The organism is Actinomadura macra NBRC 14102 (assembly GCF_001552215.1).
GTDB lineage: Bacteria > Actinomycetota > Actinomycetes > Streptosporangiales > Streptosporangiaceae > Spirillospora > Spirillospora macra.
Window position 1 is genome coordinate 71,396 of record NZ_BCQT01000023.1, and the last position, 26,447, is coordinate 97,842.

The window sequence follows — 26,447 nt, forward strand, 5'->3', positions numbered from 1 at the left end:
AGGTCACTTCGAGAATCACCCTAGATCCCGTATTTACGGTTGAAGAAGAGCATGACCTCAAGGGCCGTCCGGATATTGCCGGCGAGCATATCCACCAGGGCCGGTCGCTGCCGGGACGAGATCGCGGCGAACGCGTCCGCGAAGAACTCGCGCCGCCCGAGCGCGTCGGGCTGCCGGTGGAAGTCGCTCGACAGGTGCGGCAGGCACTGCTCGTACAGCGCGACGAACGCCGGGCTGTCAGAGGTCCAGCCCTCGCCGCCGTCGATGTCGTCGAGCGCGTGCCCGATCTCGTGCAGCATCACATCCGGCGTGGGCGAGGGCCGGTCGCCCACGATGATCTTGCGGTCGCCGTAGGCGCCCGCGCAGATGTCCCAGGTCGCGCGGCCGGACGGCAGCGGCCGGTCGCGTAGGTGGCCCATGTCGTCCAGTTGCGGGACACCGCCGGGGCCCACGTAGATGCCGTCGAGCCCGCTCGCCAGCTTCTCCTTGAGCACGTTGGGCAGTTCGGCCAGGCTGTCCACCGCCCGGATCACCTCGGGGGTCGGCGGGCCGTGCCGGGCGTCCCACTGCCGATAGAGGATGCCCTCCAGGACGCCGCAGTTACGTCGCCCGTCGGCGACATGCGGCATTCCCGGTGGCCAGGGCTCCACCCGGAGCCGGTCGTCCTCCAGTTCGAAGTCGCGCCAGGAGTAGTCGCCCGCCCGTGGACGGCCGGCGCGCCGCCGTCCGTGGCGTCCGACGAGCCCGGCGGCGTCGCCGGGACGGTCGGGGCCGAGTGCGAAGTCGTCGTCACGTCCGGCCTTGCGGAAGCGGCCGAACCGGTCTCTGGGCTGGTTACTGCGTGGACGTACCTGGTTCGAATCCGGCCGTTGCCCCGAGTCGGGCGGTGAGGGCGAGTAGGCGGAGTCGTCCCTGCGGGCGTCGGCGCGAGCGTCGGCGCGAGTCTGGCCACCCCGGGCGGCCTCCCGATTCTTCAGCTCCCGGGGCTTGCGGTGGATGCCTTTGAAGCGCATCAGGCTCCTCTGTCTGCGGGACCCTGCGGGGGTTCGACGAGCGACCGGGTCCCGGAGGCAGAGTAAGCCGGAACGCGACATCGCGTCATCCCCATCGGTCACCGGTTACCCTCGGGTCATGGCGTATGTGCTGGTAACGCTGTTTCTGCTTGGAATATGGCTGTTCTGCCTACTTGACGTTCTCCAGACGGACGCGTCGGAGATGCGGCACCTGTCCAAGTCCGGTTGGTTCGTCGTGACCCTGTTCGGGTTCCTGCTGGGGGCCATGTTGTGGCTGCTGGACGGGCGACCGCGGCGCCGCGACGCCGCTCGCGTGGCCTGGCCCCGGATGGCGGCCGAAGGGCCGGTCGGGCCCGACGACGACCCGGCCTTCCTCCGCGAGATCGAGCGGCGACTGCGCGGCGGCGACGACGTCTAGGACAGCCGAAAAATGGAAAAGGGGACCGCCGAAGCGGTCCCCTTTCTCGTTCGCCGAGTCAGGCGTAGGAGTGCATGCCGGAGAAGATGTAGTTCACTCCGAAGAAGTTGAACAGCAGCGCGGCGAACGCCACCATCGACAGGATCGCCGCCTTGCGTCCCTTCCAGCCCGCCGTCGAGCGCGCGTGCAGGTAGGCCGCGTAGATGATCCAGGTGACGAACGACCAGGTCTCCTTGGGGTCCCAGCCCCAGTAACGGCCCCACGCCTCGTCCGCCCAGATGGCGCCCATGATGATCGCGGCGGTCCAGATCGGGAACGCGAACATCGTCACGCGCAGGGACAGCCGGTCCAGGGCCTCCACGGACGGCAACCGTGACAGCGCCCCGCCCGCCGCGACGGCCTTGCGGGCCTCCGCGCGGACCTTGACCAGGTACAGGATCGTGGACGCGCCCGCGACGGTGAACGCCCCCGTCGCGGTGATCGCGGCGGTCACGTGGATGGCGATCCAGTACGAGTTGAGCGCCGGGCTGACCGGGCCCACCGAGTCGTACAGCCAGAGGTTGTCCACGCCCAGGGCGACCACGGCGGCGACCATCACGAAGGCGCCGAGGAACTGCGCCTTGTACCGCCACATCACGACCAGGAACGCGGTGACCGCGGCGAAGGAGATCGCGGCGAGGAACTCGTACATGTTCGCCCACGGCCAGCGGTCCGCGGCAAGGCCCCGGGACACGAGGACGCCGAGGTGCGAGCCCCAGCCCACCACGTTCAGCAGGACCGCGAGGCGCGCCCAGTCGACCTGGCGGCGCTCGCCGTCCTCCCCGGCGGAGGCGGCCGCGGACTCGCCCGCCCCTGCGCCCGCGGTCTCGGCCCCGGCGCCGCCGGCGGCCACCAGAACCTTCGCCTCGGCTTTCTCGGCCGTCTCGGCCGCGTCGGCGGTCGCGACGCGGCGGCGGCCGAAGCCGAGGTCCGCGGCGTAGGCGAACAGCGCGATGATGTAAAGCACCACCGTGGTCAGCATGAGCTTGTCGCTCAGGTTCGCGAGGTCGGCGTCGCCCACCCTCGTCACTCCTTCGGTTCTGTGTCGGGGCCGTCCGAGTCGGGCGCTCCGTCAGGCGTCGAGTCGGGATCGCCCGCGGTGGGCTCTGCTTTCTCGGCGGACTCTGCTCTCTCGGCGGACCCTGCTTTCTCGCCGGGCTCCGCGTCCTCATCGGGACCGCGGAGGGCGGTCACGATGTCGTCGAACTCCGGGGTCGGATTCCCCAGCGTGAGGCCGCCGACCTCCACCACCGTACGCCCGCCCTCTCCGGCGCTCGCACGGACCCACACCCTGCGCCGCCTGACCATGAACGAGGCCGCCACGCCGAGCACCGCCAGCACGGCCGCGACCAGCGCCGGGAGGCGGCCCGGGTCACGGTTGACCGACAGGGTCGCATACTCCCTGAGCCCGTCGAAGGTGATCGATCCGGCGTTGCCGGGAAGCGTGAGGGTCTCGCCCGGCTCCAGCAGCTTCTGGCCGCCCCTGACGGGCTGGAGCGTCTTGCCGATCCCCTCCAGCTTGTAGACGGACTGGGGGGTCCCGGAGTCCAGGCCGATGTCGCCCTTGAACGAGGAGATCGTCACGACGGGGCGGATGGGTCCCGGGAACGCCGAGATGATCTGCTTGCCGTCCTCGCTCGCCACCGCCGTGGGCCACAGGATCCCGTAGAAGGCGAGCTGTTCCGGCTCGGCGTCCGGGGCCTTGATGACGCCCTCGGACGTGAGGTTGCGCGGCTCCATCGGCAGGAACGGCACCGAGTCGCGGTAGGCGATGTTCCCCTTGGCGTCCCGGACGGTGAAGACCGGCGCGTACCCGTGGCCCAGCAGGTAGAGCTTGGCGCCACCGACCTTGAGCGGATGGTTGAGCCGCAGGTCCCAGCTCTTCTGCTTGCCGTCCGGGGAGTCCCGGTAGCGGAGCTTGGCGTGGAAGTCGGTGGCCTGGCCGCGCTTGTCGCCCTTGGTCTCGTAGGTGGCGGTGAAGTCGTCCAGCGTGATCGAGAACGGGGCGAGATCGTCGGAGTCGAAGGCCCGGCCGGGCTCGAACTCGTCGTACTGGCTCAGCGAGTTGGCGAACGACTTGCCCTCCGACAGCAGGACGTTGCCCCGGTAGCCGAACAGGTTGCCGAGGCCGAGCGCGAACAGCAGGGCCAGCAGCGCCAGGTGGAAGAGCAGGTTGCCCGTCTCGCCCAGGTAGCCCTTCTCCGCCGCGGCGGAGCTGTCCGACACCTCGACGCGGAACCGGCGCTTGCGCAGCAGCGTGCGCGCCTCTGCCAGGACGTCCTCGGGCGGTGCGTCGGTCTCGTAGGACGCCGACTGCGGCAGCCGGCCGAGGTTGCGGGGCGCCGCCGGGGGCCGCGCCCGCATCGACTGGTAGTGCTTGACCGCCCGGGGGAGGACGCACCCGGCGAGCGAGACGAACAGCAGGATGTAGATCGCCGCGAACCAGGGCGCGGCGAAGACGTCGAACAGCGACAGCCTGTCCAGCCACGGCGCGAGCGTCTCGTGTTTCTCGAAGTACGCGGCGACCTTCTCCGGCGCCTGGCCGCGCTGCGGGAAGAGCGAACTCGGCACCGCGCCGAGCGCCACCAGGAACAGCAGGATCAGCGCCGTGCGCATCGTGGTGAGCTGCCGCCAGCCCCAGCGCAGCCAGCCGAGCAGGCCGATGCCCACCGGCCTCGGGACCTCTCCGGGGGCCTGCCGGGCCGAGGGCGCCTGCGTCCCCGATTCCATGTCCTTGACGTCGCTCATCTCAGATAACCGGTTCGAAGCCGCTGATCCACGACTTCAGCTCGATGGTCAGATCGCCCCACAGGCCGCTCACCAGCAGCACCCCGATGAGGACCAGCATGCCGCCGCCGGCCCGCATCACGAGGGGGTAGTGCCGCTTCACCGCGCCGAACGCGCCGAGCGCCCGCCGGTAGGCGACGGCGGTCACCACGAACGGCAGCCCGAGACCCACGCAGTATGCCAGCGACAGGAGCGCGCCTCGTCCCGCGCTCGCCTCCGTGATCGCCAGGCTTTGGACGGCGCCCAGCGTCGGGCCGATGCACGGCGTCCATCCGAGCCCGAACAGGACGCCGAGCAGCGGCGCCCCGGCCAGGCCCGCCGCCGGGAGCCGCCCGGACTTCACCGTCCGCTGCAACCCCGGGATGAACCCCATGAACGCCAGCCCGAAAACGATCGTCACGGCGCCGAGGACGCGGGTGATCTGGTCCTGGTACTCCAGGAGCCATCGCCCGAGACCCCCGAACACCACGCCGTAGCTGACGAACACCACGGTGAAGCCCGCGATGAACAGCGACACTCCGGCCAGCAGCCGTCCGCGCCTCTGCTCGGCCAGGTCCGCGCCGGACATGCCCGTCACGTAGGACAGGTAGCCGGGGACGAGCGGCAGCACGCACGGCGAGGCGAACGAGACCAGTCCGGCCAGCGCCGCCAGCGGCGCCGCCGCGAACAGCGATCCGCTCGTGACGGTCTCGGTGGCGCTCATCGCTCACTTCTCCGCGAGGGCCTTGGTGACCAGCGGGCCGAGCTTGGAGTAGGTGGTCGCGCCGATGATCCGGGCGGTGATGCGGCCCTGCCGGTCCAGGACCAGGGTGCTCGGGACGGCGCTCGGCGGGACCTCGCGGAACGCCAGCGTGACCCGCCCGTCCGCGTCGAACAGGCTCGGGTAGGCGACCTTGAACTTGCGTTCGAACGCCTTGGCGTTGTCCTTGGCGTCCTTGAAGTTGACGCCGAGGAACTCCACGCCCTTCGGCTTGTTCTCGGTGTAGACCTGGTTCAGGGAGGGCGCCTCGCCGCGGCAGGGGGCGCACCAGGACGCCCAGAAGTTGACGACCGTGACCTTGCCCTTGAGGTCGGCCAGCCTGAACGGCTTGCCGTCCAGGCCCTCGCCGGTGACGTCCTGGACGCTCTTGCGGTCGCCCGGCGTGAACTCCGTGACGTTCCCGTCGCCGGAGATGAAGCGGTTGCCGTTGCCGCCCGTGCCGTCCTCGGCTGCGCCGCTCCCGGCACAGCCTGCCAGCAGCCCGCAGAGCGCGACGGCGACGGGCACCGCGGCGGCGCGTACGGGACGGCGCATGGGGGAGACTCGGGGGCTCAACAGACCCTCCTACTACAGGACGTAGTACACAATCTAGCGGCGCTGTCAGGCACCCGCGACACTGGGGCCCTTCGCGATGCCCGCGGCGGGCTCGTTGTAGGCCACCTCCACCAGGCGGCTGCCGTCGAACGTCAGGCTCGTGACACTGGCCAGCGCGCACTCGCGCTTGTTCGGATGGTGCCAGAGCCGGCGGTGTTCGGCGTGCAACCGCAGGATCCAGACGGGCAGTTGGTGGCTCACGCAGACCGCCTCGTGCCCCCGTGCGGCGTCCCGCGCCCTGATCACCGCCGAGCGCATCCGGGCGGCGAGGCCCTGGTACGGCTCCCCCCAGGACGGCTTGAACGGGTTGACCAGGTGTCGCCAATGCTCGGGACGGCGCAGCGAGCCCGCCCCCGCCCCGAAGGTCAGCCCCTCGAAGTGGTTGTCGGCCTCGATCAGCCGGTCGTCCACCGTGACGGGCAGGTCGAACGCCTCGGCCAGCGGCGCGGCCGTCTCCAGCGCCCGCTGCATCGGCGAGGAGAACAGCGCGGTGACGTCCCGGTCGGCGAACCACTTCGCGGCGGCCTTGGCCATGAGGACGCCGTCCTCGCTGAGCCGGTAGCCGGGCAGCCGCCCGTAGAGGATTCCGCCGGGATTATGCACCTCACCGTGCCGCAGCAGGTGAACGATCGTCTTGTCAGCCATCGCCCGTCAGAGTACCTACGCGGCTTGGGGGCGCCGTCCACCGCGGGCCCCTTCCCAGTCGCGCGGCGGCTTGCGTTTCAGAGCGCGGCGGCGGGGTGCCGGGGGACATCCGCGATCACGGCGGCGGCGCCGTCCGCGGGGACGGCCTCCCCCGCGGGGACGGCGGCACGCAGGGCGGTGACGGCGGCGCGGATCGCGGGGCGGCGGGCGGCCTCCTCGCGCCAGAGGGCGTAGACGCGCCGCGACAACGGCTCGGCCAGCGGTACGACCGCCACGTCCGGCGGCACGTCGCAACGGCCGAGGCGCGGCAGGATCGTGTTGCCGAGGCCCGCGGAGACGAGCGCGAGCTGGGTCGCGAACTCGTAGGCCATGTGGTCGATGCGGGGCTCGCTGTCGATGGCGCGCAGCGTCCGCAGGAGCCAGTCGCAGCAGATGCTGTCGGGCGAGGAGCTGATCCAGGTGTCGCCCGCGAGCTCCCTCAGCTCGACGGCGGCGCGGCCGGCGAGGGGGTGCCCGGCGGGCAGCGCAACATCGGCGATGTCGTGACAGATCATCCCCTTGTGCAGCCCCTCGGGCAGCGGCAGCGGCTCGTTGTTCCAGTCCTGGACGACGGCCATGTCGAGGTCGCCGCGGGAGACGAGCGGCATGCTGCGCATCGGGTCCTCCTCGCGGAGCAGGACGCGCAGGTCGGGGTGGTCGCCGCGCAGCCGGCGCAGCGCGGCGGGCATCAGCCCCCGCACGGCCGTGGGGAACGCGGCGATCGACAGCTGCCCGACGACCGAGCCGCGGTGCGCCTCCAGATCGGCCTGGGCCTGCTCGACGAGCGACAGGATGCGCTCGGCGTGCGCGACGAGCAGTTCGGCGGCGTCGGTGAGCCGGACGCCGCGCCCGTTGCGTTCGAGGAGCTTCTGGCCGGTCTCCCTCTCCAGCTTGGCGAGCTGCTGGGAGACGGCGGAGGTGGTCACGTGGAGCACGTCGGCGGCGGCGCTGACCGAGCCGTAGGTCGCGACGGAGTGCAGGGCGCGCAGCCGTTCCAGATCGAGCATGTAGCAATGCTAAAACGAAGTGTCAAGGAGTTCTAGCTTGTCCTAAAACAAACCGGTGACGACGATCGAGGGATGAAACCGCGCCACGTCCTGCTGGCCACCTTGATCGCCGCGCTCTGGGGATTCAACTTCGTCCCCATCAAGGTGGCCCTGGACGACTTCTCCCCGCTGCTGCTCGCCGCGCTCCGGTTCACGGCGGCGGCGCTGCCCGCGGTGTTCTTCGTCCGGCGGCCGGCCGTCCCGGCACGGTGGCTGGCGCTGATCGGCATCCCGCTCGGGGTGGGACAGTTCGCGCTGCTGTTCATCGGGATGCGGATGGGGATGCCGGCGGGGCTGGCGTCGGTGGTCCTCCAGGTCCAGGCGATCTTCACGGCGCTGTTCGCGGCGCTGCTGCTGCGCGAGCGGCCGGGCCCGCGGCAGATCGCGGGCATGATCGTGGCGTTCGCGGGGGTCGCGCTGCTCGGCGCGGCGCAGGCGGAGGGCGGAAGCCCGGTCCTGGCGTTCCTGCTGTGCCTCGCCGGAGCGGCGAGCTGGGGGCTGTCGAACGTCGGCATGCGGCGGATGAACCAGGAGGCGCGGGAGCCGGTCGATGCGTTCGGGTTCATGGTGTGGCTGTCACTGGTGCCGCCCATCCCGTTGTTCGCCCTGTCGCTGATCTTCGAGGGGCCCGGCGCGGTGCCGGACGCGGTCCGGCACGTCTCCCTCGCCGGCGTCGCCTCCCTGGCGTTCATCGCCTACGTCTCCACGCTCTTCGGCTTCGGCGCATGGGGCTGGCTGATGCGCCGCTACGAGGCCAGCACGGTCGCGATGTACTCGCTGCTCGTCCCGCCGTTCGGGCTCGTCTCCGCCGCCGTGTTCCTCGACGAGCAGGTGACCGGGACGCGGCTGCTCGGCGCGGCGCTGATCATCTCCGGGGTCGCCGCGGGGAGTGTGCGGCTGCGGCGGACCCGTCCGTCCGCCGATGTCGCCCTCTCCCCGGCACCCCCCATCACCGAACCCGTCCAGACGAGGTGAGAACCATGCACGGAATCCACGCGTCGCTCGTGACGCCGTTCACCCGCTCGGGCGAGGTGGACGCCAAGTCCCTCGAACGGCTCGCCGTCCACTGCCTGGACGGCGGCGCGTCCGGGCTGGTCGCGCTCGGCACGACCGGCGAGGCCCCGATGCTGAGCCCGGCCGAGCAGCGGACGGTCCTGGAGGTGTGCCGCGCCGTCTCCATCCAGCACGGGACGCCGCTGATCGTCGGTGCCGGGACGGTGGGCACCGAAGACTCGATCCAGCAGGCCCGCGAGCGCGCTCCGCTGGCGGACGCGCTGCTCGTCGTCGTCCCGTACTACCTGCGCCCGTCGGACGAGGGCGTCCTCGACCACTTCGCCGCCATCGGCTCCGCCGTGGACGTCCCGATCCTCCCGTACGACATCCCCTACCGGACGGGCAAGCACCTGAACGCCGAGACCCTCCTGCGGCTGCTGTCGCTGGACTCCGTCGCGGGCCTGAAGCACTGCCCGGGCGGCATCGGCCAGGACACCCTGGCGTTGCTGGCCGCGGGGACGGGCAAGGCGATCCTGTGCGGGGACGACGCCTACACCTACCCGATGATGCAGCTCGGCGCGTGCGGGGCCATCGCCGCGTCCGCCTGCCTGGCCCCGGAGGCGTACGCGGCGATGGCCGAGGCGTCCCGCAACGGGAACACGGCGCGCGGTCTGACCTTCCACAACGCCCTGCTCCCGATGGTCGAGGCGCTGTTCAGCGAGCCGTCCCCGGCCGTCCTGAAGGCCTGCCTCGCCGACGCCGGCCTGATCGACTCCGCCACCGTCCGCGCACCACTCCACGCCCCGCACCCCACCACCGTCATCAGAGCGCGTAAGAGCCTGCACGGCCTCCCGTGTTAGGACGCGGCGGCCGCCGCGCGGGCCGCGTGCGGGAGGGCGTCCAGGATGCGGTCGAGGGCGGCGTCGTCGTGCGCGGCCGACAGGAACCACACCTCGTACGCCGAGGGCGGGAGGTAGATCCCGCGGTCGAGCGCCGCGTGGAAGAACGCCGCGTACGCCTTGGAGTTCTGGCGCTGCGCCGCGGCGAAGTCGCCCACGGGTTCGGGGGTGAAGAAGATCGAGAACAGGTTCCCCGCGTTCTGGACCTGGTGCGGGACGCCCGCCTCGGTGAGCGCGTCGGAGGCCGCCTTGGACACGATCTGCGCCGACCGGTCGATGGCCGCGTACACCTCGTCCGTGGCGCCGCGCAGGGTGGCGAGACCGGCGGCGGTGGCGAGCGGGTTCCCCGACAGGGTGCCCGCCTGGTAGACGGGCCCGGCGGGGGCCAGGTGGTCCATGACGTCGGCGCGGCCGCCGAACGCCGCGGCGGGCAGCCCGCCGCCCATCACCTTGCCGTAGGTCATCAGGTCGCCCGGCACGCCCTCGATCCCGTACCAGCCGGATCTGGACGCCCGGAACCCGGTGAGCACCTCGTCGATCACCAGGAGCGCGCCGCTGCGCTCGCAGAGCCGCTTCAGCAGCGCGTTGAAGTCCGGCAGCGGGGGCACCACGCCCATGTTGCACGGCACCGCCTCGGTGATCGCACAGGCGATCTCGTGGCCGTGCTCGTCGAACGCCAGCCCCAGCGCGGCGACGTCGTTGTACGGCAGGATGATCGTGTCGGCCGTCGTCGCGCCGGTGACGCCGGGGGTATCGGGCAGCCCGAACGTCGCGACGCCGGAGCCCGCGGCGGCGAGCAGCGAGTCGACATGCCCGTGGTAGCACCCGGCGAACTTCACGATCTTGGCGCGTCCGGTGAACCCGCGAGCGAGCCGGATCGCCGACATCGTCGCCTCGGTACCGGAGTTGACCAGCCGGACCTTCCCCGCCGGCGTCCGGGAGACGATCTCCTCGGCGAGCTCGACCTCGCCGGGCGTCGGGGCGCCGTAGGACGTGCCGCGCGCCGCCGCCTCACGCACGGCCTCCACCACGGCGGGATGGGCGTGTCCTAGGATCATCGGACCCCATGAGCACACCAGATCGACATACTCGTTGCCGTCGGCGTCGGTCAGATAGGGGCCGCGCGCGGAGGCCATGAAGCGGGGCGTGCCGCCGACGGCCCCGAAGGCCCGCACCGGCGAGTTCACGCCACCGGGGACGACCCCGCCGGCACGGTCGAACAACTGCTGGGAGCGATCGGTTCCAGTCACGTCCCAATCCTCTCAGTTGCAGTTCGGCGACTGCCCTTGACCTCGCCGGGTACGGGCCGATATTCCACCAAGTACGACATGGCGCCCGGTAGCGGCGCCACCTACTCACCGGCGTCAGCCGAATCGGAGGGATGGCTTTCACCGTGGTTGACGGCTGGACGGTACCGGGCTTCACCCACGAGCGGGATCTCGGCGGTGGCGCCTCGGGCCGGGTGGTACTCGCGGTCGACGACCAGACGAGCACGAAGGTCGCGATCAAGTACCTCGTCGGAGCGCTGCGCGCCGACGAGGCGTTCCTGGCGCGCTTCCGCGCCGCCGCGCGGAGCCTGTCCCAGCTCGAAGACCCCAACGTGGTGGACTTCTACGACTTCGTGGAGACACCGGACGGCGCCGCGATCGTGATGGAGAGCGTGGCCGGCGTCGGACTGCGCCGGGTCCTGGCCGTGCAGGGCCCCACCGGCCCGCTCGCGGCACTGTCGATGCTCGGCGGAACGCTCCTCGGGCTGGCCGCCGCGCACGGCCGCGACATCGTGCACGGCGCCGTCCGTCCGTCGAACGTCCTGGTGGACGCCGAGGGCAACGCCCGGCTCGCCGACTTCGCGACGGCCCCGGCGGGCACCGAGGCACAGTCGGGGCCGGCATACGCCGCGCCCGAACTCTGGGACGGGGCGCCCGCGAGCGTCTCCACCGACCTGTACGCCGCCACCGCGATCTTCTTCGAGTGCCTGACCGGACGGCCGCCGTTCACCGGCCGGAACATGGCCAAGCTGCACCGCGAGTCGCCGATCCCGGCCGAGGCGGTCCCAGGACCGCTACGCGCCTTGATCACGCAGGGGCTGGCCAAGGACCCGGACGAGCGCCCGAAGTCCGCCGCGGACTTCCTCGGCGCCGTCGAGGACGCAGCGGTGTCGGCGTACGGCCCGTCCTGGGAGGCGCAGGGCCGCGGCCGGCTCACCGAGCTGTCGGCGCAGGCCGCCGCGCGGCCGGAACCGAAGCCGAAACCGGCGCGCACCAGCGGCCGCAACGTGATCGTCGCGGCCACGCCGGCCGGCGGCGGGTCACGCGGCCGCTGGATGGCCATCGCGGTGGCCGGGCTGGTCGTGGTCGGCGCGGCCGTGGGCGGCGCCGCCCTGCTCCAGGACGACGGGCAGAAACAGCCGCCGGACCCGACCCCCGCGCAGAGCAGCACGCCGCAGTCCGCGCTCCCCAACGGCGGCGTCGATCCGACACCGCTGGTCGCGCGCATCGACCAGGCGACCGCCCGCGCCGCCGGCGCCAAGTTCTCCTTCAGCCGGAAGGGCTGCTGCGGCACCGCGACCGCCAGGGGCTCGCTCGGAGTGGTCCAGGGCGGCCTGCCCTCGTTCTCGATGACGGTCTCCGGCTCCGGCGCGACCCGCAAGGCGGCCCAGACCGTCCTCGTCCGCGACGTCGTGTACCTGCGGGCGGGCAAACGGTGGCGGCACTCACCCGCCGGCGGGCGCGGCTACCCGATGCTGGCCGAGCAGGTACGGCAGGGCAGCTCGGTCTCCAACCTGACCACCTTGCTGAGGTCGGCCACGACGCTCCGCAAGGCGGGCACGGTCTACCAGGGCGAGGCGCCCCTCTCCGCCCTGGCACAGGCCCCGGGCGTCGGCCTGCTGTACACGGAGATGGCGCGCACCACCGGCACCGACAAGATCAGCTTCGCGGTGCGGCTGGATCGCGGCAACCTCCCGGTCAAGCTCTGGGTCCGCGCGCAGGACGCCACCAAGAAGCGCACGCAGGTACTGACGGCGTCCTACTCCGGCTGGGGCCGCACGGCCCCGGTCAAGACCCCTCGCTGAGGGCCTCGCAGCTGTCGGCGAGGACTTCGAGCAGCCGCAGCGGGTCGGGGAGCCCGCCGCCCTCCGGGGCCCGCAGCCAGCTCACGTCCCGCCCGTGCGGCAGGACGGACGGCGGCGCCACGACGTAGCTGTCGCGGCAGTGCCAGCGCATCCCCGGCGTCTCGGTGACGGTCTCGGGCGAGGTGTCGAGGTGGCAGGACCACCACTCGTCCTCGTCGGCGGGCGCCCCGCGCGTGCCGACGAAGAACAGGTGCCGCTCCCCGCCCACGCTCGCGACGGGCCCCACCGGCAGATCGTCCCGCGCGATCCGCTCCAGCGCCCGCGCGCCCGCCGCCGCGGGAATGTCGAACACGTCGAAGACCCGTCCGGTCGGCAGAATGATGTTGGCCCGCGGCCGCTCGGCCCACCACCGCTTGATCACCGCCGGATCGACGCTGGCCTCCAGCGCCCACGCAGCGGATACCGGATGCGCCCCGGGGTCAGGACAACCGATCCGGTCACACGAGCACGCTCGGTCACCATCGGCGGGCGGATGCGCCCCGGGAAAGCAGGGCCACCCCAGCCCGGCGTACTCCGACGCCGCCGCCGCCATCCGGTCACGCGCCGCCCGCTGCCGCCTACTCCCCGAGACCGCCAGCATGTCCGCCCCCCAATATCCCAGGTCGACCGTGGGTTCTTGATAGACGATGATGCCGCCGCCGCTCTCACCGGCACACGGCAACCCCCTAAAACAACCCTAAGTGACTAGGACCTTGTGATCACTGGAACTATCACCCACCGTCACCAAAACCCCGAATCCCAACCGACGATCTGAGACCGCCCCCCGGCAGGTTGAGCCTCAACCAACGCTCAGTTGAGCCTCAGCCGGCGGTTACGGGACAGGCACGCGGAGCGGGCTCTGCGAGCGCAGCGGGCATGCCCGGCGCGCCGCGCCCCCGCAGCGAGCGCTAGCGAGTGAGGAGGGGGCGAGCCGCGCAGCCGGGGGGGGTATGGGGGGTCGCCCCCCCAACAAAAACCAGCCCCCCAATAAATCACAGCTTGCGGGCTACCTCGGTGGCCCAGTAGGTGAGGGTCATGTTGGCGCCTGCCCTGCGGATGGACAGGAGGGACTCCATGATGGTGCGGTCGCGGTCGATCCAGCCCTTCTCGGCGGCGGCCTCGATCATCGCGTATTCGCCGCTGACCTGGTAGGCGACGACGGGGACGTCGACGTTGTCGCGGACGCGGCGGACGATGTCGAGGTAGGCGCCGGCGGGCTTGACCATGACCATGTCGGCGCCCTCGTCAAGGTCGAGGAAGGCCTCGCGGAGTGCTTCGTCGGTGTTGGCCGGGTCCTGCTGGTAGGCGGAGCGGTCGCCGAACTGAGGCGCGCACTCGGCGGCTTCGCGGAAGGGGCCGTAGTAGGCGGAGGCGTATTTGACGGAGTAGCCCATGATCGCGATGTCCGGGTAGCCGGCGCCGTCGAGGGCCTCGCGGATCGCCCCGACCTGGCCATCCATCATTCCGGAGGGGCCGACGACGGCGGAGCCCGCGGCGGCCTGTGCCACGGCGATGGAGGCGTAGCGCTCCAGTGTGGCGTCGTTGTCGACCTCGCCGGCGCCGGTGAGGACGCCGCAGTGCCCGTGGTCGGTGTACTCGTCCAGGCACAGGTCCGTCATGACGACGGTGGCGTCGCCGAGGTCGGATGTCAGGTCGCGCAGGGCGAGTTGGACGATCCCGGCCGGGTCGTCGGCGGCGGAGCCGTTCCCGTCCTTGACGGCAGGGATCCCGAACAGGATGATCCCGCCGACGCCCGCCTCGGCGGCCTCGTGCGCGGCCTTGCGGAGGCTGTCGCGGGTGTGCTGGAACACCCCCGGCATGGACGTGACGGGCTGCGGCTCGGCGATGCCCTCTTTGACGAACATCGGAAGCACCAGCTCGGCCGGGCTCAACCGGGTCTCGGCGACCATGCGGCGCAGCGCCGGGGTGCGTCGGAGGCGCCGCGGCCGTGCGACGGGGAACTGAGCGGACATGTCTGTTTCTCTCCCGTGGCTGTCTACTTGCGACGACGGGCGCCCCGGCGCATCTGGCTGGGCTTGCGCAGCGGGTCCCCCGCCTCGATCTGGGCCGCCCTCCGCTTCGCACCGTACTCGGCCAGAGCCTCCGCGAGGGCCGATACGGACGGTTTGTCCGCCATGACGTCGACGCGCAGCCCGTACTCCTCGGCCGTCTTGGCGGTCTGCGGGCCGATCACGGCGATGACGGTGACGTTGTGCGGCTTGCCGGCGATCCCGATGAGGTTCTTCACCGTGGAGGACGAGGTGAACAGCACGGCGTCGAACCCGCCGCCCTTGATCGCCTCGCGGATCGGGGCGGGCGGCGGCGCGGCCCGGACGGTGCGGTAGGCGGTGACGTCCTCGCATTCCCAGCCGAGTTCGGTCAGCCGGGCGATGAGGGTGTCGGTGGCGATGTCGGCGCGGGGCAGCAGGACCCGGTTGATCGGGTCGAGGTCCTCGTCGTAGGGCGGCCACACCTCGGCCAGGCCCTCGCTGGACTGCTGTCCGGTCGGGGTGAGGTCGGGCTGGATGCCGAACTCGACCAGCGCCGCGGCGGTCTGCTCGCCGACCGCGGCGACCTTGAGGCCGGCGAAGGCGCGTGCGTCCAGGCCGTAGTCGACGAACTTCTCGCGGATGGCCTTGACGGCGTTGGTGGAGGTGAAGACCACCCATTCGTACCGTCCGGTGACGAGGCCCTTGACGGCGCGGTCCATCTGCTGGGGGGTGCGCGGCGGCTCGACGGAGATCGTCGGGACCTCGTCCGGGACGGCGCCGTATCCGCGCAGCTGGTCCGACAGGGACGCGGCCTGCTCCTTGGTGCGCGGCACCAGGACGCGCCAGCCGAACAGCGCCTTGGTCTCGAACCAGGACAGCTTGTCGCGCCAGCCCACCACGTCGCCGACGATGATCAGCGCGGGGGACTCCATGCCCTTGGTGTCGGCGACCAACCGGTGCAGGGTCGACACGACGGTCTCCTGCTCGGTGGTGGTGCCGAGGCTCGTCATGGCGGCGGGCGTGTTGTCGGGACGCCCCGCGGCGACCAGGCCCTTGACGGTCTCGGGCAGCGCCCCCTCGGCCCCGAGGATCACCAGAGTGGCGGCGGGGTCGGCGAAGCGGTCCCACTCGACGCCGCCGTGCGAGGCGTCCACGACGCGGACTTCGGTGTGCTTGGCGTCGGTCAGCGGGATGCCCGCGTAGCCCGGCACGCCGGTCACCGCGGACACGCCGGGCACGACCTCGAACGGGACGCCGGCCTTCGCGAGCGCGGCGCCCTCGGCGGCCAGGCCGCAGCCGAGGCCCGGGTCGCCCTGGAACAGCCGGACGACCCGCCGTCCCGCCTTGGCGGCGCGGGCGGCGAGCTTGGCCGGGTCGCCGTCCGCGGAGTCGATGATCTCGACGTCCGGACGGCAGTGGGACAGTATCTCGTCGGGACACAGCGCACGGCCGACGATGACCGTGTCGGCGCGCTCCAGTTCGGCGGCGGCGCGCAGGGTCAGCAGACCGGGGTCGCCCGGACCCATGCCGACGATGGCGACCGTGCCGGGGTCGGCGGTGCGGCGGGCCGGGGCGTCGCCCGTCCCCCTGGCGGTACCTGGGGAAGCCCCGGGCGTGGTGGCTTCCGGGATGGATGCCCGGCCGCTGTGGCTCTTGCTCGCGGCGCTCTGGCTAGCGGGGCTCAATGTCGCGCTCCCCCATCAACTGGTCGGCCCCCTGGGCGAGCAGCCGGTGCGCGAGTTCGCGTCCGAGCTCCTCGGCCCGTTGCGGGTGGCCGCTGGCGGACAGCCTGATCTGCCGGCTCCCGTCGTAGGCGGCGACGGTCGCGGTCAGACGCAGCTCTTGTTCTCTTTCGGCAGCGTATGTTCCCACGGGCGCGGAGCAACCCGCCTCCAGCACCGCCAGTACCGTCCGCTCGGCGGTGACAGAGCACCTGGTCGCGGGGTCGTCGACCGTTCCAAGGAGGGCACGCAGGTCGGCCCGGTCCGAGCGGCATTCGAGCGCGAGCGAGCCCTGTCCGGGGGCGGGCAGCATCTGCTCGGGGTCGAAGACCTCGGCGACCGCGTCGAGCCGGTCGATCCGCTTGAGGCCGGCGTAGGCGAGGACGACCGCGTCCAGTTCGCCATCGGTGACCTTGCGGAGCCGGGTGTCGGCGTTGCCGCGGATCGGGACGACCTCCAGGTCCGGGCGTAGTGCCCGCAGCTGCGCGACGCGGCGTGGCGAGCCGGTGCCGATGCGGGCGCCGTGCCGCAGGTCCGCCAGCTTGAACGGGCCGCACAGCGCGTCGCGCGGGTCGTCGCGCGGCGGGGTCGCGGCGAGGGCGATCCCGTCGGCCGCGCCCGTCGGCAGGTCTTTCAGCGAGTGCACCGCGAAGTCCACCTCACCGGACAGCAGTTTGTCCCGCAGCCCGTTGACGAAGACCCCGGTGCCCCCGATCTGGGCCAGCAGCGCCTTGGAAACATCACCTTCGGTCGTTACCCCGACCAGCTCCACCGCATGCCCGGTGCGCCGCGTCAACGCGTCGGCGACCTGCTGCGACTGCGTCATCGCCATCAGGCTCTTGCGGGTGCCGAGCCGCAGCGGCCCCGTCGCCCGCTCCGCCCTGCCTGCTGTACTCAATGCCTCGCTCCGCTCGGCTTTCGGCGGGCCGACTCAGGGCCGCCGTTCACGACTGTCATTCCTCGTGCCACGGGTCTCCCTCGCGCCGCGGGTCGCGCCCGCTCACCGCGTGGACGCTCGCGGCCTGCGCGTTGACGGTGCCCGCGGTGATCCCCGGATCGGCCGGGCCGGTGCTGACGCAGTCGGCCTCGGCGCACTCGATCCGCGCGACGCGGGCGATCTCCGCCGCCCTTGCCGTCTCGACGACGCCGGCGGCCTCGGCGCCCTCGCTGCCGCCGTCCCGCTCCCTGATGCCGGTCGCCACGGCGCGCGCCTCCGCCGCGTCGACGTCCACGTTGATCGCTCTCACGGTGCTCGTCGCCCCCGCGTTCGTCACACCTGTGCTCGTTTCCACCGTACGTGCGGCGTCGGCCGATCGCGCGGCACCGCTCCACGGGGTGGGCCCGGACGGCGGCCCGCCCTCCCGCGTCCCCGTGCCCGCCATGTCGGCGCGCGCGACGGCCTCGGGCGCCTTCGGGTCGAGGTCGAACAGCTCGCGGAGCGCGTCGGCGTAGGTGTCGCCGCCCGGCGCCGCCGCCAGTTCCTTGACGCGGACGGTCGGCGCGTGGAGCAGCTTGTCGACCACCCGCCGGACGGTCTGGGCGATCTCCCTGTGGTCCCGCTCGTCCAGCTCGGGCAGCCGGCCGGTGAGGCGGGCCAGTTCCGACTCGACCACGTCGGCCGCCTTGCTGCGCAGCGCCACCACCGTGGGCGCCACGGCCGCGGCGCGGGCGGCGCTGAGGAAGTCGGCGACCTCGTCGCCCACGATCCGGCGGACGGCCTCGACGGCCTCGGGGCCGATGGCCTTCTGTGCCTCCTGCGCGGTGCGGAGGTCGTCCAGCCCGGCCAGTTCGACGCCGGGCAGATCGCGGACGGCGCGGTCGATGTCGTGCGGGAGCGCGAGGTCGAGCAGGAACCGGCGGCGCCCGTCCGTCCCGGCGCCCCGCGCGGCCAGCCGTTCCGCCGTGAGGACGAGGCCCGTCGCGCCGGTGCACGACACGACCAGGTCGGCTTCGGCGATCGTCTCGTCAAGCGCGGAGAGCTCGATCGCACGGGCGGGAACGTCCAGGGACTTCGCCAGCCGCGCCGCGCGCGCGTGGGTCCGGTTCGCGACGACGACCTCCCGGGCGCCGGCGCGGCTCAGCGTGGCCGCGGCCAGCGAGCTCATCGAGCCGGCGCCGACGACCAGGGCGCGTACGCCCTCCAGCGGCCCGAGGTGCTGGACGGCGACCTCCAGGCCCACGCTGACCAGCGACGCGCCGGCCTTGTCGATGCCCGTCTCGTGGTGGGCACGCTTGCCGACCCGCAGCGCCTGCTGGAGGACGTCGTGCAGGTCGCGGCCCAGCGTCCCCTGGTCCTGCGCGAGCCGGAACGCCTGCCTGATCTGCCCGAGGATCTGTCCCTCGCCGACGACCATCGACTCCAGCCCGCACGCGACCGCGAAAGCGTGCTGGACGGCGCGCTCCTCGTAGTGGACGTACAGGTGCCGGGAGAGATCGTCCAGCGGGACGCCGGAGTGCCGGGCGAGCAGTTCGGAGATCGCCGAGACACCGCCGTGGAACTTGTCGACGACGGTGTAGATCTCGACCCGGTTGCACGTCGAGACGATCGCGGCCTCGACGACGTTCGGGGACTCGTGCACGGCGTGCAGCAGCTTGGCCAGGTCGTCCCCGGTCACGGCCGCGCGTTCCAGCACCGCCACCGGGGCGCTGCGGTGACTGAGCCCCACCACCAGAACGCTCATGCCGTCCCTTCCGCCTCTCCCTCGGGCGTCGTGCGGCGCCGCCCGCCCGCCTCCGGCTCGCTCATGCCTCTACCGCCTCTACGTACTGCGTGGCCCCCGGAGGCTCACCAGCATCGGCCACCGGGTCATAGTCGCCCGGGCCCCCGGCCTTGCGTTGCTCATGGAAAGCAAGGATCTGCAATTCGATCGACAGGTCGACCTTACGCACGTCCACGCCATCCGGGACGGACAGAACAACCGGCGCGAAGTTCAGGACGCTCGTCACGCCGGCGGCGACGACGCGGTCGCACACCCCCTGGGCCGCTCCGGCGGGCGTCGCGATCACGGCGATGGACACGCCGTGATCGGCGATGATGTCCTCCAGCCGGTCGATGTGCTCGACGGTCATGGCGGAGATCTCCTGCCCGACGATGGTCTCGTCGGCGTCGAGGAGGCCCGCGACGCGGAAGCCACGCGAGGCGAAACCGCCGTATCCGGCCAGCGCGCGGCCGAGGTTTCCGACGCCGATGATGGCGACGACCCAGTCCTGGGTGAGCCCGAGCTCGCGGGAGATCTGGTAGATGAGGTACTCGACCTCGTAGCCGACGCCGCGCGTCCCGTACGAGCCGAGGTGGGACAGGTCCTTGCGGAGCTTCGCCGAGTTGACGCCGGCGGCGGCGGCGAGCTCCTCGGACGAGACGGTCGCCACGTCGCGCTCCTGGAGCCCGGTGAGGGCGCGCAGGTACACCGGGAGCCGCGCCACGGTGGCTTCGGGGATGCCGCGGTCGCGTTGGCGGTTCTGTCGAGATGTCACGGCCTGCTCTTCGGGACTCGACGCTGGGGACGGGACCCGCGGGCCCCTCGCCCCGGCCCGTCCGGCCGGGCCTCACGACCGTGGCCTGACCGCCTCAGGGCTATCCCTCAGGTTAAGCCCTTGTGAATACGCGCACAAAGTGGGGTCCCGATTGCCGGGGTCGTGCCTGGCCAGGCCGGTCACGCGAGGCCCCCGTGCTCACGGGGGTTCGCGGACCGTTCCGGGCCGGCGAGGGGGCGCAGGATGTGACCGACGAGACATCCCGATTCCCCGAGACTTACCGGAAATTGGGAGGATCGTGGAGCTTCCCGATGGAGGTGCCTGCCGACCGAGGTGCCCTACCGATCGAGGTGCCGATCGAGAAGCTTGGCGATCGCGGTGCGGAGCCGCCCCTCGTCCACCCGCCAGAAGTCGTGCTGGACGCCGTTGATCAGCGTGACGGGGATCTGCTCCCAGTACAGCCGGGTGTCCTCCTCGGAGCGGGTGATGTCGCGTTCCTCCCACGGCACGCCCAGCTCACCCGCGACCCGCTCGATCACCGCGCGGGCGTCGTCGCACAGGTGGCAGCCGGGCTTGCCGAGCAGCGTGATCGTGATGCCGTCCACCGTCACCTCCCGGGATACTCCGGCGCGGGCAGCGGGACCTTCGCGGGGCCGAGCCGCAGCTCGATCACGTTCGTGGCCAGCACGTGCGTGCGGGACTCGGCGAGGAACCGGTGGAGGTGCGGCTGCTGCCGGTGCGCGGCGAACGCCGCCTCGTCCCGGAAGAGCTGGTAGAAGATCCGCTGCGTGGGCGCGCCCACCACCTCGTGGGACGCGAAGACGACGGTGTCGGGCTCGGCGGCCCGCGCGGCCTGGACGAGATCGGCGGCCAGCCGGTCGAAGGCGTCCTCCCGCCCGTCCAGCAGCGTGTAGACGGTGATCTGCCCGCATCCCGCCGGCAGGTCGGCGCCCGTTGCCATGCCGGACGGGGTGCCGCCCGGCATCCCGCCCAGCGCCCCGCCCAGCGCGCCGGCCAGCACTCCACCGGGCCGGGCGGGCTCGGGGACGGCGCCGCGCAGGCCGTCCACCAGGGTCGGCCCCGCCGGGCTGCGGGACGGGTCGTCCAGGAAGCCCGGCGCGTCCGGGAACCGCAGTTCGTCGGCCGAAGGCTGCTCGGGGAAGCGGAGTTCCCCTCGCTTCGCCACGGGCGGCGGGCCGGGCATCCCCGGTAGGCCCGGCGGTGTGGGTGCCGGGACGGGCTCCGGCTGACGGGAGGAGTACGCCTGCTCCTCGAAGCCGTTCGCCGAGTCGTCGCCGTACTCGTCCCCGGTGTACTCCCCGGCCGCGTACTCGCCCTCGTACTCCTTCTCGTAGCGCTCTTCGTGCTCGTACACCGGGATGGTGCGCATCGCCCCGTACCAGACCAGCCCGGTCGCGGCGCCCAGCGCGATGATCGCCAGCGGTGCGGGCAGCAGCCCGCGGCTGCCACTGACCACCAGGACCCCGGCCAGGGCGACCAGGGCGACCGGGATCAGCAGCTCGCCGGCCTCCTCGTCGCGCTTGCTCGCCAGCCACGCGGTGACGCCCGTGCAGCCCACCAGCGCGATGACGGCCACCACGTGGGCACCGTCGATCAGCAGCAGCGGCAGCGCGTCGTAGGTGCCGCCCGGCTTCGGCAGGCTCTTGTTCAGCGAGCCGGTCAGCGGGTCCAGCAGGAGGATGACGATGGCCACGAGCGTGTAGGACACGGCGAACAGCCACGCGGCGAAGCGCACCTGCACGTACCGCGCGATCAGCTCGATCATGCCGAGCGCGAGCCAGACCGGCCCGATCAGCGCCGCCCCGATCTCCACGATGCGAAACAGCGGGCCGTTGAACCCGGCCAGGAAGCCCACGCCCATCGACAGCAGCGCGAGCGACACCCCGACCTGGGTGAGGGACCAGCTGATCAAGTACAGCAGCCGGTCCTTGTAGGCGCGTGAGATCAGCAACCCGGTGGCCAGCAGGGCACCCAGGGTCGCCAGCAGCGCGAGAAGAGCGTCGACCATCGCGCCCCATGGTGCCTGATACGGAGCGGTGACGGGTAACCGCTCCACGGTCAGGGCGTCCGAAAACCGGCGCGTCGGGCGTCGCGGCCACGGATTGGACGGCGATTCAGGCGGTACGCACCCATTGCCCGTCGTACCTCTCGGTATCTAGAGTGGCAGATCACGCCGGAGGCCGCGCCATGTCTCACGGAGACCCGAGGAGAACTGCATGAGCAGCTTGTCCCTCGACACCCGGGTCATCCCACTTCCCCGGCCCTCCCCGCGAACCGCCGACCGCGTACGCGAACGGGGAGAGGGATCCGACCTCGCGGGCGAGCGGGCCGCGAGGCTCAAGGCCCTCGTCCTGCGGGCCCGCGACGGCGACGCCGAGGCGTTCGGCTGCCTCTACGACCACTATGTCGAGCTGGTGTACCGGTACGTCTATTACCGCGTCGGAACCCATTCCCTCACCGAGGATCTGACCAGCGAGACGTTCCTGCGCGCGCTTCGCCGCATCCACGACTTCCACTGGCAGGGCAAGGACTTCGGGGCCTGGCTCGTCACGATCGCGCGCAATCTGGTCGCCGACCACTTCAAGTCCGGCCGCTACCGGTTGGAGGTCTGCACGGCCGAACTGGTCGAGCCGGACCGTCCGCAGGAGGGACCCGAGCGCACCGTCATCGACTCGATGACGAATCGCACGCTGCTCACCGCCGTCCGCCGGCTGGGCTCCGAACAGCAGGAATGCGTGGTCCTGCGCTTCCTGCACGGGCTGTCGGTCGCCGAGACCGCGCTGGTGATGGGCAAGAAGCCGGGCGCGATCAAGGCGCTGCAGTACCGCGCCGTCCGGTCGCTGGCCCGGATGCTCCCGGACGATCTGCGCGGTTGACCCGCCTGACCGCCCCGCCTCCCACCCCGCCGCCGCGTCCCGGCCACTATTGGACGCGACATCCATGACTACCGACCCGTAACCTGACGCGACTCCGATCGTTCTTGCGGTCGGGAGAGCGCGTTCGGGAGGGCAGCCCGCGCGCCTGGACGGCGAGGGAGCGGCCGGTGCGGACCAGGCGAGGCAAGATCGTGGAGAAGGGGAACGTGTTGGCCCGGCTACGGGCGAGCGACGACGGACCGGACCCCCGGTTCCGCGCCGCGCTGAGGGAGCGGCTCATCGTCGCCGCCGACGACCATGGTGAGGATCATCACTGCGCGCACGACCATCCCGGCCCCGCGTGCTCGCCTGCCGTCTCGCACCCCGACCGTGCTCGTGCGAGCGCGACATCGCTTCGCGATATGCCCCGGTGAGGCGCGCCGCCGGCATCGCCACGCCCCAGCAGGCCAGCGCGCTCGCGCGGCGGTTGAGGTCGCTCGGAGACAGACTCTAGGCTCAAGGCCATGCGGCGATTCTGGCAGCGCGGAAGGGACGAGGACCACGTGAGGGCCGGTGAGGCGGCCGCCGCGGCGGCGACCCAACCGACGCCGCTCCCCGTCCCCGATCCCGCGGCGGCGGCGTTCTTCGACGTGGACAACACGATGATGCGCGGCGCGTCCATCTACTACTTCGCGCGCGGTCTCGCCGCCCGCAAGCTGTTCACCATGCGTGACCTCGCCATGTTCGCCTGGGGCCAGGCCGCCTTCCGGCTGCGCGGCACCGAGAACTCCGAGCACATCGGCAGCGCCAAGGAGGCCGCGCTCGCGTTCGTCGCCGGGCAGCGCGTCGCCGGGATCGTCAGGCTCAGCGAGGAGATCTACGACGAGGTGATGGCGGACCGGATCTGGCACGGCACCCGCACCCTCGCCCTCCAGCACCTGGACGCGGGCCAGCAGGTCTGGCTCGTCACCGCCACCCCCATCGAGGTCGCCCGGACGATCGCGCACAGGCTCGGCCTCACCGGCGCGCTCGGCACCGTCGCCGAGACCCGGGACGGCGTCTACACCGGCCGCCTCGTCGGGAACCTGCTGCACGGGCCCGCGAAGGCCGAGGCCGTCCGCGCGCTGGCCCAGCGGGAGGGCCTCGACCTCGCGCGTTGCTCCGCCTACAGCGATTCGTTCAACGATCTGCCGATGCTCACCGCCGTCGGCTACCCGCACGCCGTCAACCCCGACTCCGCCCTCCGCGAGCACGCCAAGGAGAACGGCTGGCCGATCCACGACTTCCGGACCGGACGCAAGGTGACCATGGTCGCGCTTCCCGCCGCCGCCGGAGCCGGAGCGCTGGCCGGCGGGGTCGCCGCCGGCATCGCGCTGCGCAAGCACTACCGCACCGACTGAGCCCCGCCCTCCGCATGGCCCGCCGCTCCTCCGCACCCGACGGCCGCGCGGCGAGCGCGCCGGATGGACCTCGTCAACCGCCCGATGACCGTGGCCCGCGCCCCCGCTTCGGCTGCCGCCCCCGTCCCGCCGCCCGGTCAGGTGCCGACGTAGGCCGCCAGGTGCTCGCCGGTGAGGGTGGAGCGGGCGGCGACGAGATCGGCGGGCGTGCCCTCGTAGACGATCTTGCCGCCGTCGTGGCCGGCGCCGGGGCCGAGGTCGATGATCCAGTCGGCGTGCGCCATGACCGCCTGATGGTGCTCGATGACGATGACCGACTTGCCGGAGTCGACGAGCCGGTCGAGCAGGCCGAGCAACTGCTCGACGTCGGCGAGGTGCAGGCCGGTGGTCGGCTCGTCGAGGACGTAGACGCCGCCCTTCTCGGACATGTGGGTGGCCAGCTTGAGCCGCTGCCGCTCGCCGCCGGACAGCGTGGTGAGCGGCTGGCCGAGGCTGAGATAGCCGAGCCCGACGTCGGCGAGCCGCTCCAGGATGCGGTGCGCGGCCGGCAGGCGCGCCTCACCGGCGCCGAAGAACTCCTCCGCCTCGGTCACCGACATCGCGAGCACCTCGCTGATGTCGCGGCCCCCGAAGTGGTGGTCCAGCACCGATGCCTGGAACCGCTTCCCCTCGCACTCCTCGCAGGTGGTGGCGACACCGGCCATCATCGCCAGGTCGGTGTAGATGACGCCGGCGCCGTTGCAGTTGGGGCAGGCGCCCTCGGAGTTGGCGCTGAACAGCCCCGGCTTCACGCCGTTGGCCTTCGCGAACGCCTTGCGGATCGGGTCGAGCAGCCCGGTGTAGGTCGCCGGGTTGCTGCGCCGCGAACCGCGGATGGCGCCCTGGTCGACCGACACCACACCCGCGCCCGCGGGGATCGACCCGTGCACGAGCGAACTCTTCCCGGAGCCGGCGACGCCGGTGACGACGGTGAGCACGCCGAGCGGGATGTCCACGTCCACGTCGCACAGGTTGTGCGTCGCCGCGCCGCGGATCTCCAGCTTTCCGGTCGGGGTCCGCACCGTCTCCTTGAGGGACGCCCGGTCGTCGAAATGGCGGCCGGTGATGGTGCCGCTGGCCCGCAGCCCCTCGACGGTCCCCTCGAAGCAGACGGTGCCGCCCGCCGTCCCCGCCCCGGGGCCGAGGTCGACGATGTGGTCGGCGACCTTGATCGCCTCCGGCTTGTGCTCCACGACGAGCACGGTGTTGCCCTTGTCCCGCAGGCGCAGCAGCAGGTCGTTCATCCGCTGGATGTCGTGGGGGTGCAGGCCGATCGTCGGCTCGTCGAAGACGTAGGTGACGTCGGTGAGCGAGGAGCCGAGGTGGCGGATCATCTTGACGCGCTGCGCCTCGCCGCCCGACAGCGTGCCCGCGGGCCGTTCGAGCGAGAGGTAGCCCAGCCCGATCTCCACGAACGAGTCGAGGGTCTGCCGCAGCGTCGTGAGCAGCGGCGCCACTGACGGCTCGTCCAGGCCGGCCACCCATTCGGCCAGGTCGCTGATCTGCATCGCGCACGCGTCGGCGATGCTGACTCCCCCGATCCGCGACGACCGGGCCGCCTCGCTGAGCCGGGTGCCGTCGCACTCGGGGCAGACCGTGAAGGTGACCGCCCGGTCCACGAAGGCCCGGATATGCGGCTGGAGGGCCTCCCGGTCCTTGGAGAGGAACGACTTCTGCACCTTGAGGACGAGCCCCTCGTAGGTCAGGTTGACGCCGTTGACCTTGACCTTCACCGGCTCCTTGTAGAGAAAGTCGTGCATCTCCTGCTTGGTGAACTTACGGATCGGCTTGTTCGGGTCGAGGAAGCCCGACTCGATGAAGATCCCCACCGTCCACCAGCCGTCCACCTTGTAGCCGGGGATGGTGATCGCGCCCTCGGCGATCGACTTGGAGTCGTCGAAGAGCCGGGTGAGGTCGATGTCGGAGACCGTGCCCCGGCCCTCGCAGTTCGTGCACATGCCGCCCGTACGGCTGAAGGTCGCCTTCACGGCCTTGGCGGCACCGCGCTCGACCGTGATCGCACCGCTCGCCCGGACCGAGGGAACGTTGAAGGCGTACGCGCCGGGCCCGCCGATGTGCGGCTGCCCGAGCCGGCTGAAGAGGATGCGCAGCATGGCGTTGGCGTCGGTGGCGGTACCGACCGTGGAACGGGGATCGGCGCCCATCCGCTGCTGGTCAACGATGATCGCGGTCGTCAGCCCTTCGAGCACGTCGACCTCGGGACGCGCCAGCGTCGGCATGAAGCCCTGCACGAAGGCGCTGTAGGTCTCGTTGATCATCCGCTGCGACTCCGCGGCGATCGTGGCGAACACCAGGGAGCTCTTGCCCGAGCCGGAGACGCCGGTGAACACCGTCAGCCGGCGCTTCGGGAGCTCGATGCTGACGTCCTTGAGATTGTTCTCGCGCGCACCGTGCACCCGGATCAGATCGTGGCTGTCCGCGGCGTGCGGCGCGGGCGTCTGCGCGCCGGCCCTCGTGGCCATGCTCATCATGTCTCCATCTCTCGGGCGGGGCCGCTACCGCGGCCCCCGTCGGCGCGGTGGCGGCAACGGTCCAATGTCTACCTGATCCACGGCGTGGCTCGGACGGCGTCCCCGCAGG

At 71.9% G+C, this 26,447-nt stretch carries 24 protein-coding genes; 7 read left to right on the forward strand and 17 right to left on the reverse strand.

Translation table 11 applies throughout. From position 1 onward, the window contains the following. Nucleotides 1-20: 20 nt before the first annotated feature. A complete protein-coding gene (locus tag AMA02S_RS33595; protein ID WP_067466829.1) occupies nt 21-1,013 on the reverse strand; it encodes a hypothetical protein in 993 nt (330 codons plus the stop codon). A gap of 118 nt (nt 1,014-1,131) precedes the next feature. On the opposite strand from AMA02S_RS33595, the gene AMA02S_RS33600 reads away from it, so the two are divergent. Continuing rightward, nucleotides 1,132-1,431, forward strand: a complete 300-nt coding sequence (locus tag AMA02S_RS33600) for a PLDc N-terminal domain-containing protein (protein WP_067466833.1) — start codon at nt 1,132-1,134, stop codon at nt 1,429-1,431. A gap of 58 nt (nt 1,432-1,489) precedes the next feature. Here the strand turns inward: AMA02S_RS33600 and ccsB are convergent, their stop codons facing one another. The 6 genes from ccsB to AMA02S_RS33630 form a co-directional block, all read right to left on the reverse strand. Further along, nucleotides 1,490-2,491 (reverse strand): c-type cytochrome biogenesis protein CcsB, encoded by a 1,002-nt coding sequence (ccsB, locus tag AMA02S_RS33605; protein WP_067466836.1) that lies wholly within the window; start codon nt 2,489-2,491, stop codon nt 1,490-1,492. 5 nt (nt 2,492-2,496) lie between these two features. After that, nucleotides 2,497-4,218, reverse strand: a complete 1,722-nt coding sequence (gene resB / locus AMA02S_RS33610; RefSeq protein WP_067466838.1) for a cytochrome c biogenesis protein ResB — start codon at nt 4,216-4,218, stop codon at nt 2,497-2,499. A 1-nt stretch (nt 4,219) separates the two neighbouring features. Then, nucleotides 4,220-4,960, reverse strand: coding sequence for a cytochrome c biogenesis CcdA family protein (locus AMA02S_RS33615; protein WP_067466841.1), 741 nt, complete (start codon nt 4,958-4,960; stop codon nt 4,220-4,222). A 3-nt stretch (nt 4,961-4,963) separates the two neighbouring features. Beyond that, nucleotides 4,964-5,575 carry a TlpA family protein disulfide reductase gene (locus tag AMA02S_RS33620; RefSeq protein WP_439951622.1) on the reverse strand — a complete coding sequence of 204 codons (612 nt, stop codon included), beginning with the start codon at nt 5,573-5,575 and terminating at the stop codon, nt 4,964-4,966. Nucleotides 5,576-5,617: 42 nt separating this feature from the next. After that, on the reverse strand, nt 5,618-6,256 hold the full coding sequence (locus tag AMA02S_RS33625) for a histidine phosphatase family protein (RefSeq protein WP_067466847.1): 639 nt from the start codon (nt 6,254-6,256) through the stop codon (nt 5,618-5,620). 77 nt (nt 6,257-6,333) lie between these two features. After that, complete coding sequence (locus AMA02S_RS33630) at nt 6,334-7,302, reverse strand: LysR family transcriptional regulator (protein ID WP_067466850.1); 969 nt, start codon at nt 7,300-7,302, stop codon at nt 6,334-6,336. A gap of 72 nt (nt 7,303-7,374) precedes the next feature. Here AMA02S_RS33630 and AMA02S_RS33635 point away from each other — a divergent pair, with 72 nt between their 5' ends. After that, the gene (locus tag AMA02S_RS33635; protein WP_067466853.1) at nt 7,375-8,316 is read left to right on the forward strand and encodes an EamA family transporter; all 942 of its coding nucleotides are present in this window, start codon (nt 7,375-7,377) and stop codon (nt 8,314-8,316) included. A 5-nt stretch (nt 8,317-8,321) separates the two neighbouring features. Further along, nucleotides 8,322-9,194: a 4-hydroxy-tetrahydrodipicolinate synthase family protein gene (locus AMA02S_RS33640; RefSeq protein WP_067466856.1), complete on the forward strand. Its 873-nt coding sequence runs from the start codon at nt 8,322-8,324 to the stop codon at nt 9,192-9,194. Here the strand turns inward: AMA02S_RS33640 and hemL are convergent. After that, nucleotides 9,191-10,483: a glutamate-1-semialdehyde 2,1-aminomutase gene (gene hemL, locus AMA02S_RS33645; protein WP_067466859.1), complete on the reverse strand. Its 1,293-nt coding sequence runs from the start codon at nt 10,481-10,483 to the stop codon at nt 9,191-9,193. The two genes, AMA02S_RS33640 and hemL, sit on opposite strands and share 4 nt — an antisense overlap. 131 nt (nt 10,484-10,614) lie before the next feature. Here hemL and AMA02S_RS33650 point away from each other — a divergent pair, with 131 nt between their 5' ends. Next, nucleotides 10,615-12,306 (forward strand): serine/threonine-protein kinase, encoded by a 1,692-nt coding sequence (locus AMA02S_RS33650; protein WP_067466862.1) that lies wholly within the window; start codon nt 10,615-10,617, stop codon nt 12,304-12,306. On the opposite strand, the gene AMA02S_RS33655 is transcribed toward AMA02S_RS33650, so the two are convergent. From AMA02S_RS33655 to AMA02S_RS33690, 8 genes are all read right to left on the reverse strand, one after another. Then, the gene (locus tag AMA02S_RS33655; protein ID WP_067467194.1) at nt 12,290-12,946 is read right to left on the reverse strand and encodes a bifunctional DNA primase/polymerase; all 657 of its coding nucleotides are present in this window, start codon (nt 12,944-12,946) and stop codon (nt 12,290-12,292) included. The two genes, AMA02S_RS33650 and AMA02S_RS33655, sit on opposite strands and share 17 nt — an antisense overlap. A 391-nt stretch (nt 12,947-13,337) precedes the next feature. After that, on the reverse strand, nt 13,338-14,318 hold the full coding sequence (hemB, locus tag AMA02S_RS33660) for a porphobilinogen synthase (RefSeq protein ID WP_067466865.1): 981 nt from the start codon (nt 14,316-14,318) through the stop codon (nt 13,338-13,340). Between the two features lie 23 nt (nt 14,319-14,341). Then, nucleotides 14,342-15,871: a bifunctional uroporphyrinogen-III C-methyltransferase/uroporphyrinogen-III synthase gene (locus AMA02S_RS33665; RefSeq protein ID WP_281181947.1), complete on the reverse strand. Its 1,530-nt coding sequence runs from the start codon at nt 15,869-15,871 to the stop codon at nt 14,342-14,344. 136 nt (nt 15,872-16,007) lie between these two features. Beyond that, nucleotides 16,008-16,889 (reverse strand): hydroxymethylbilane synthase, encoded by an 882-nt coding sequence (gene hemC, locus AMA02S_RS33670; RefSeq protein ID WP_157431019.1) that lies wholly within the window; start codon nt 16,887-16,889, stop codon nt 16,008-16,010. Between the two features lie 121 nt (nt 16,890-17,010). Further along, entirely contained in the window at nt 17,011-18,738 is a 1,728-nt protein-coding gene (locus tag AMA02S_RS33675) for a glutamyl-tRNA reductase (protein ID WP_369688422.1), read from the reverse strand. A 61-nt stretch (nt 18,739-18,799) separates the two neighbouring features. After that, on the reverse strand, nt 18,800-19,531 hold the full coding sequence (locus AMA02S_RS33680) for a redox-sensing transcriptional repressor Rex (protein ID WP_067466874.1): 732 nt from the start codon (nt 19,529-19,531) through the stop codon (nt 18,800-18,802). Nucleotides 19,532-19,869: 338 nt separating this feature from the next. Next, on the reverse strand, nt 19,870-20,136 hold the full coding sequence (locus AMA02S_RS33685) for a glutaredoxin family protein (RefSeq protein WP_157431002.1): 267 nt from the start codon (nt 20,134-20,136) through the stop codon (nt 19,870-19,872). Nucleotides 20,137-20,138: 2 nt separating this feature from the next. After that, entirely contained in the window at nt 20,139-21,560 is a 1,422-nt protein-coding gene (locus tag AMA02S_RS33690) for a putative quinol monooxygenase (RefSeq protein WP_067466880.1), read from the reverse strand. A gap of 208 nt (nt 21,561-21,768) precedes the next feature. On the opposite strand from AMA02S_RS33690, the gene AMA02S_RS33695 reads away from it, so the two are divergent. The 3 genes from AMA02S_RS33695 to AMA02S_RS33700 all read left to right on the forward strand — a co-directional run bounded on the left by AMA02S_RS33695 (nt 21,769) and on the right by AMA02S_RS33700 (nt 23,807). After that, complete coding sequence (locus AMA02S_RS33695; protein ID WP_067466883.1) at nt 21,769-22,428, forward strand: sigma-70 family RNA polymerase sigma factor; 660 nt, start codon at nt 21,769-21,771, stop codon at nt 22,426-22,428. Nucleotides 22,429-22,595: 167 nt separating this feature from the next. Next, nucleotides 22,596-22,841, forward strand: coding sequence for a hypothetical protein (locus AMA02S_RS42425; RefSeq protein WP_157431003.1), 246 nt, complete (start codon nt 22,596-22,598; stop codon nt 22,839-22,841). A gap of 90 nt (nt 22,842-22,931) precedes the next feature. Then, nucleotides 22,932-23,807, forward strand: coding sequence for an HAD family hydrolase (locus AMA02S_RS33700; protein WP_084265883.1), 876 nt, complete (start codon nt 22,932-22,934; stop codon nt 23,805-23,807). Nucleotides 23,808-23,944: 137 nt separating this feature from the next. On the opposite strand, the gene AMA02S_RS33705 is transcribed toward AMA02S_RS33700, so the two are convergent. Beyond that, nucleotides 23,945-26,335 (reverse strand): ATP-binding cassette domain-containing protein, encoded by a 2,391-nt coding sequence (locus tag AMA02S_RS33705; protein ID WP_067466886.1) that lies wholly within the window; start codon nt 26,333-26,335, stop codon nt 23,945-23,947. Nucleotides 26,336-26,447: the final 112 nt, after the last annotated feature.

Coding starts and splice junctions, on each gene's coding strand:
- AMA02S_RS33595 (WP_067466829.1), bottom strand. CDS start 1,013: ATGCGCTTCAAAGGCATCCACCGCAAGCCCCGGGAGCTGAAGAATCGG.
- AMA02S_RS33600 (WP_067466833.1), top strand. CDS start 1,132: ATGGCGTATGTGCTGGTAACGCTGTTTCTGCTTGGAATATGGCTGTTC.
- resB (WP_067466838.1), bottom strand. CDS start 4,218: ATGAGCGACGTCAAGGACATGGAATCGGGGACGCAGGCGCCCTCGGCC.
- AMA02S_RS33615 (WP_067466841.1), bottom strand. CDS start 4,960: ATGAGCGCCACCGAGACCGTCACGAGCGGATCGCTGTTCGCGGCGGCG.
- AMA02S_RS33625 (WP_067466847.1), bottom strand. CDS start 6,256: ATGGCTGACAAGACGATCGTTCACCTGCTGCGGCACGGTGAGGTGCAT.
- AMA02S_RS33630 (WP_067466850.1), bottom strand. CDS start 7,302: ATGCTCGATCTGGAACGGCTGCGCGCCCTGCACTCCGTCGCGACCTAC.
- AMA02S_RS33635 (WP_067466853.1), top strand. CDS start 7,375: ATGAAACCGCGCCACGTCCTGCTGGCCACCTTGATCGCCGCGCTCTGG.
- AMA02S_RS33640 (WP_067466856.1), top strand. CDS start 8,322: ATGCACGGAATCCACGCGTCGCTCGTGACGCCGTTCACCCGCTCGGGC.
- AMA02S_RS33650 (WP_067466862.1), top strand. CDS start 10,615: ATGGCTTTCACCGTGGTTGACGGCTGGACGGTACCGGGCTTCACCCAC.
- AMA02S_RS33655 (WP_067467194.1), bottom strand. CDS start 12,946: ATGCTGGCGGTCTCGGGGAGTAGGCGGCAGCGGGCGGCGCGTGACCGG.
- hemB (WP_067466865.1), bottom strand. CDS start 14,318: ATGTCCGCTCAGTTCCCCGTCGCACGGCCGCGGCGCCTCCGACGCACC.
- hemC (WP_157431019.1), bottom strand. CDS start 16,889: ATGGCGATGACGCAGTCGCAGCAGGTCGCCGACGCGTTGACGCGGCGC.
- AMA02S_RS33675 (WP_369688422.1), bottom strand. CDS start 18,738: ATGAGCGTTCTGGTGGTGGGGCTCAGTCACCGCAGCGCCCCGGTGGCG.
- AMA02S_RS33690 (WP_067466880.1), bottom strand. CDS start 21,560: ATGGTCGACGCTCTTCTCGCGCTGCTGGCGACCCTGGGTGCCCTGCTG.
- AMA02S_RS33695 (WP_067466883.1), top strand. CDS start 21,769: ATGAGCAGCTTGTCCCTCGACACCCGGGTCATCCCACTTCCCCGGCCC.
- AMA02S_RS33700 (WP_084265883.1), top strand. CDS start 22,932: ATGCGGCGATTCTGGCAGCGCGGAAGGGACGAGGACCACGTGAGGGCC.
- AMA02S_RS33705 (WP_067466886.1), bottom strand. CDS start 26,335: ATGAGCATGGCCACGAGGGCCGGCGCGCAGACGCCCGCGCCGCACGCC.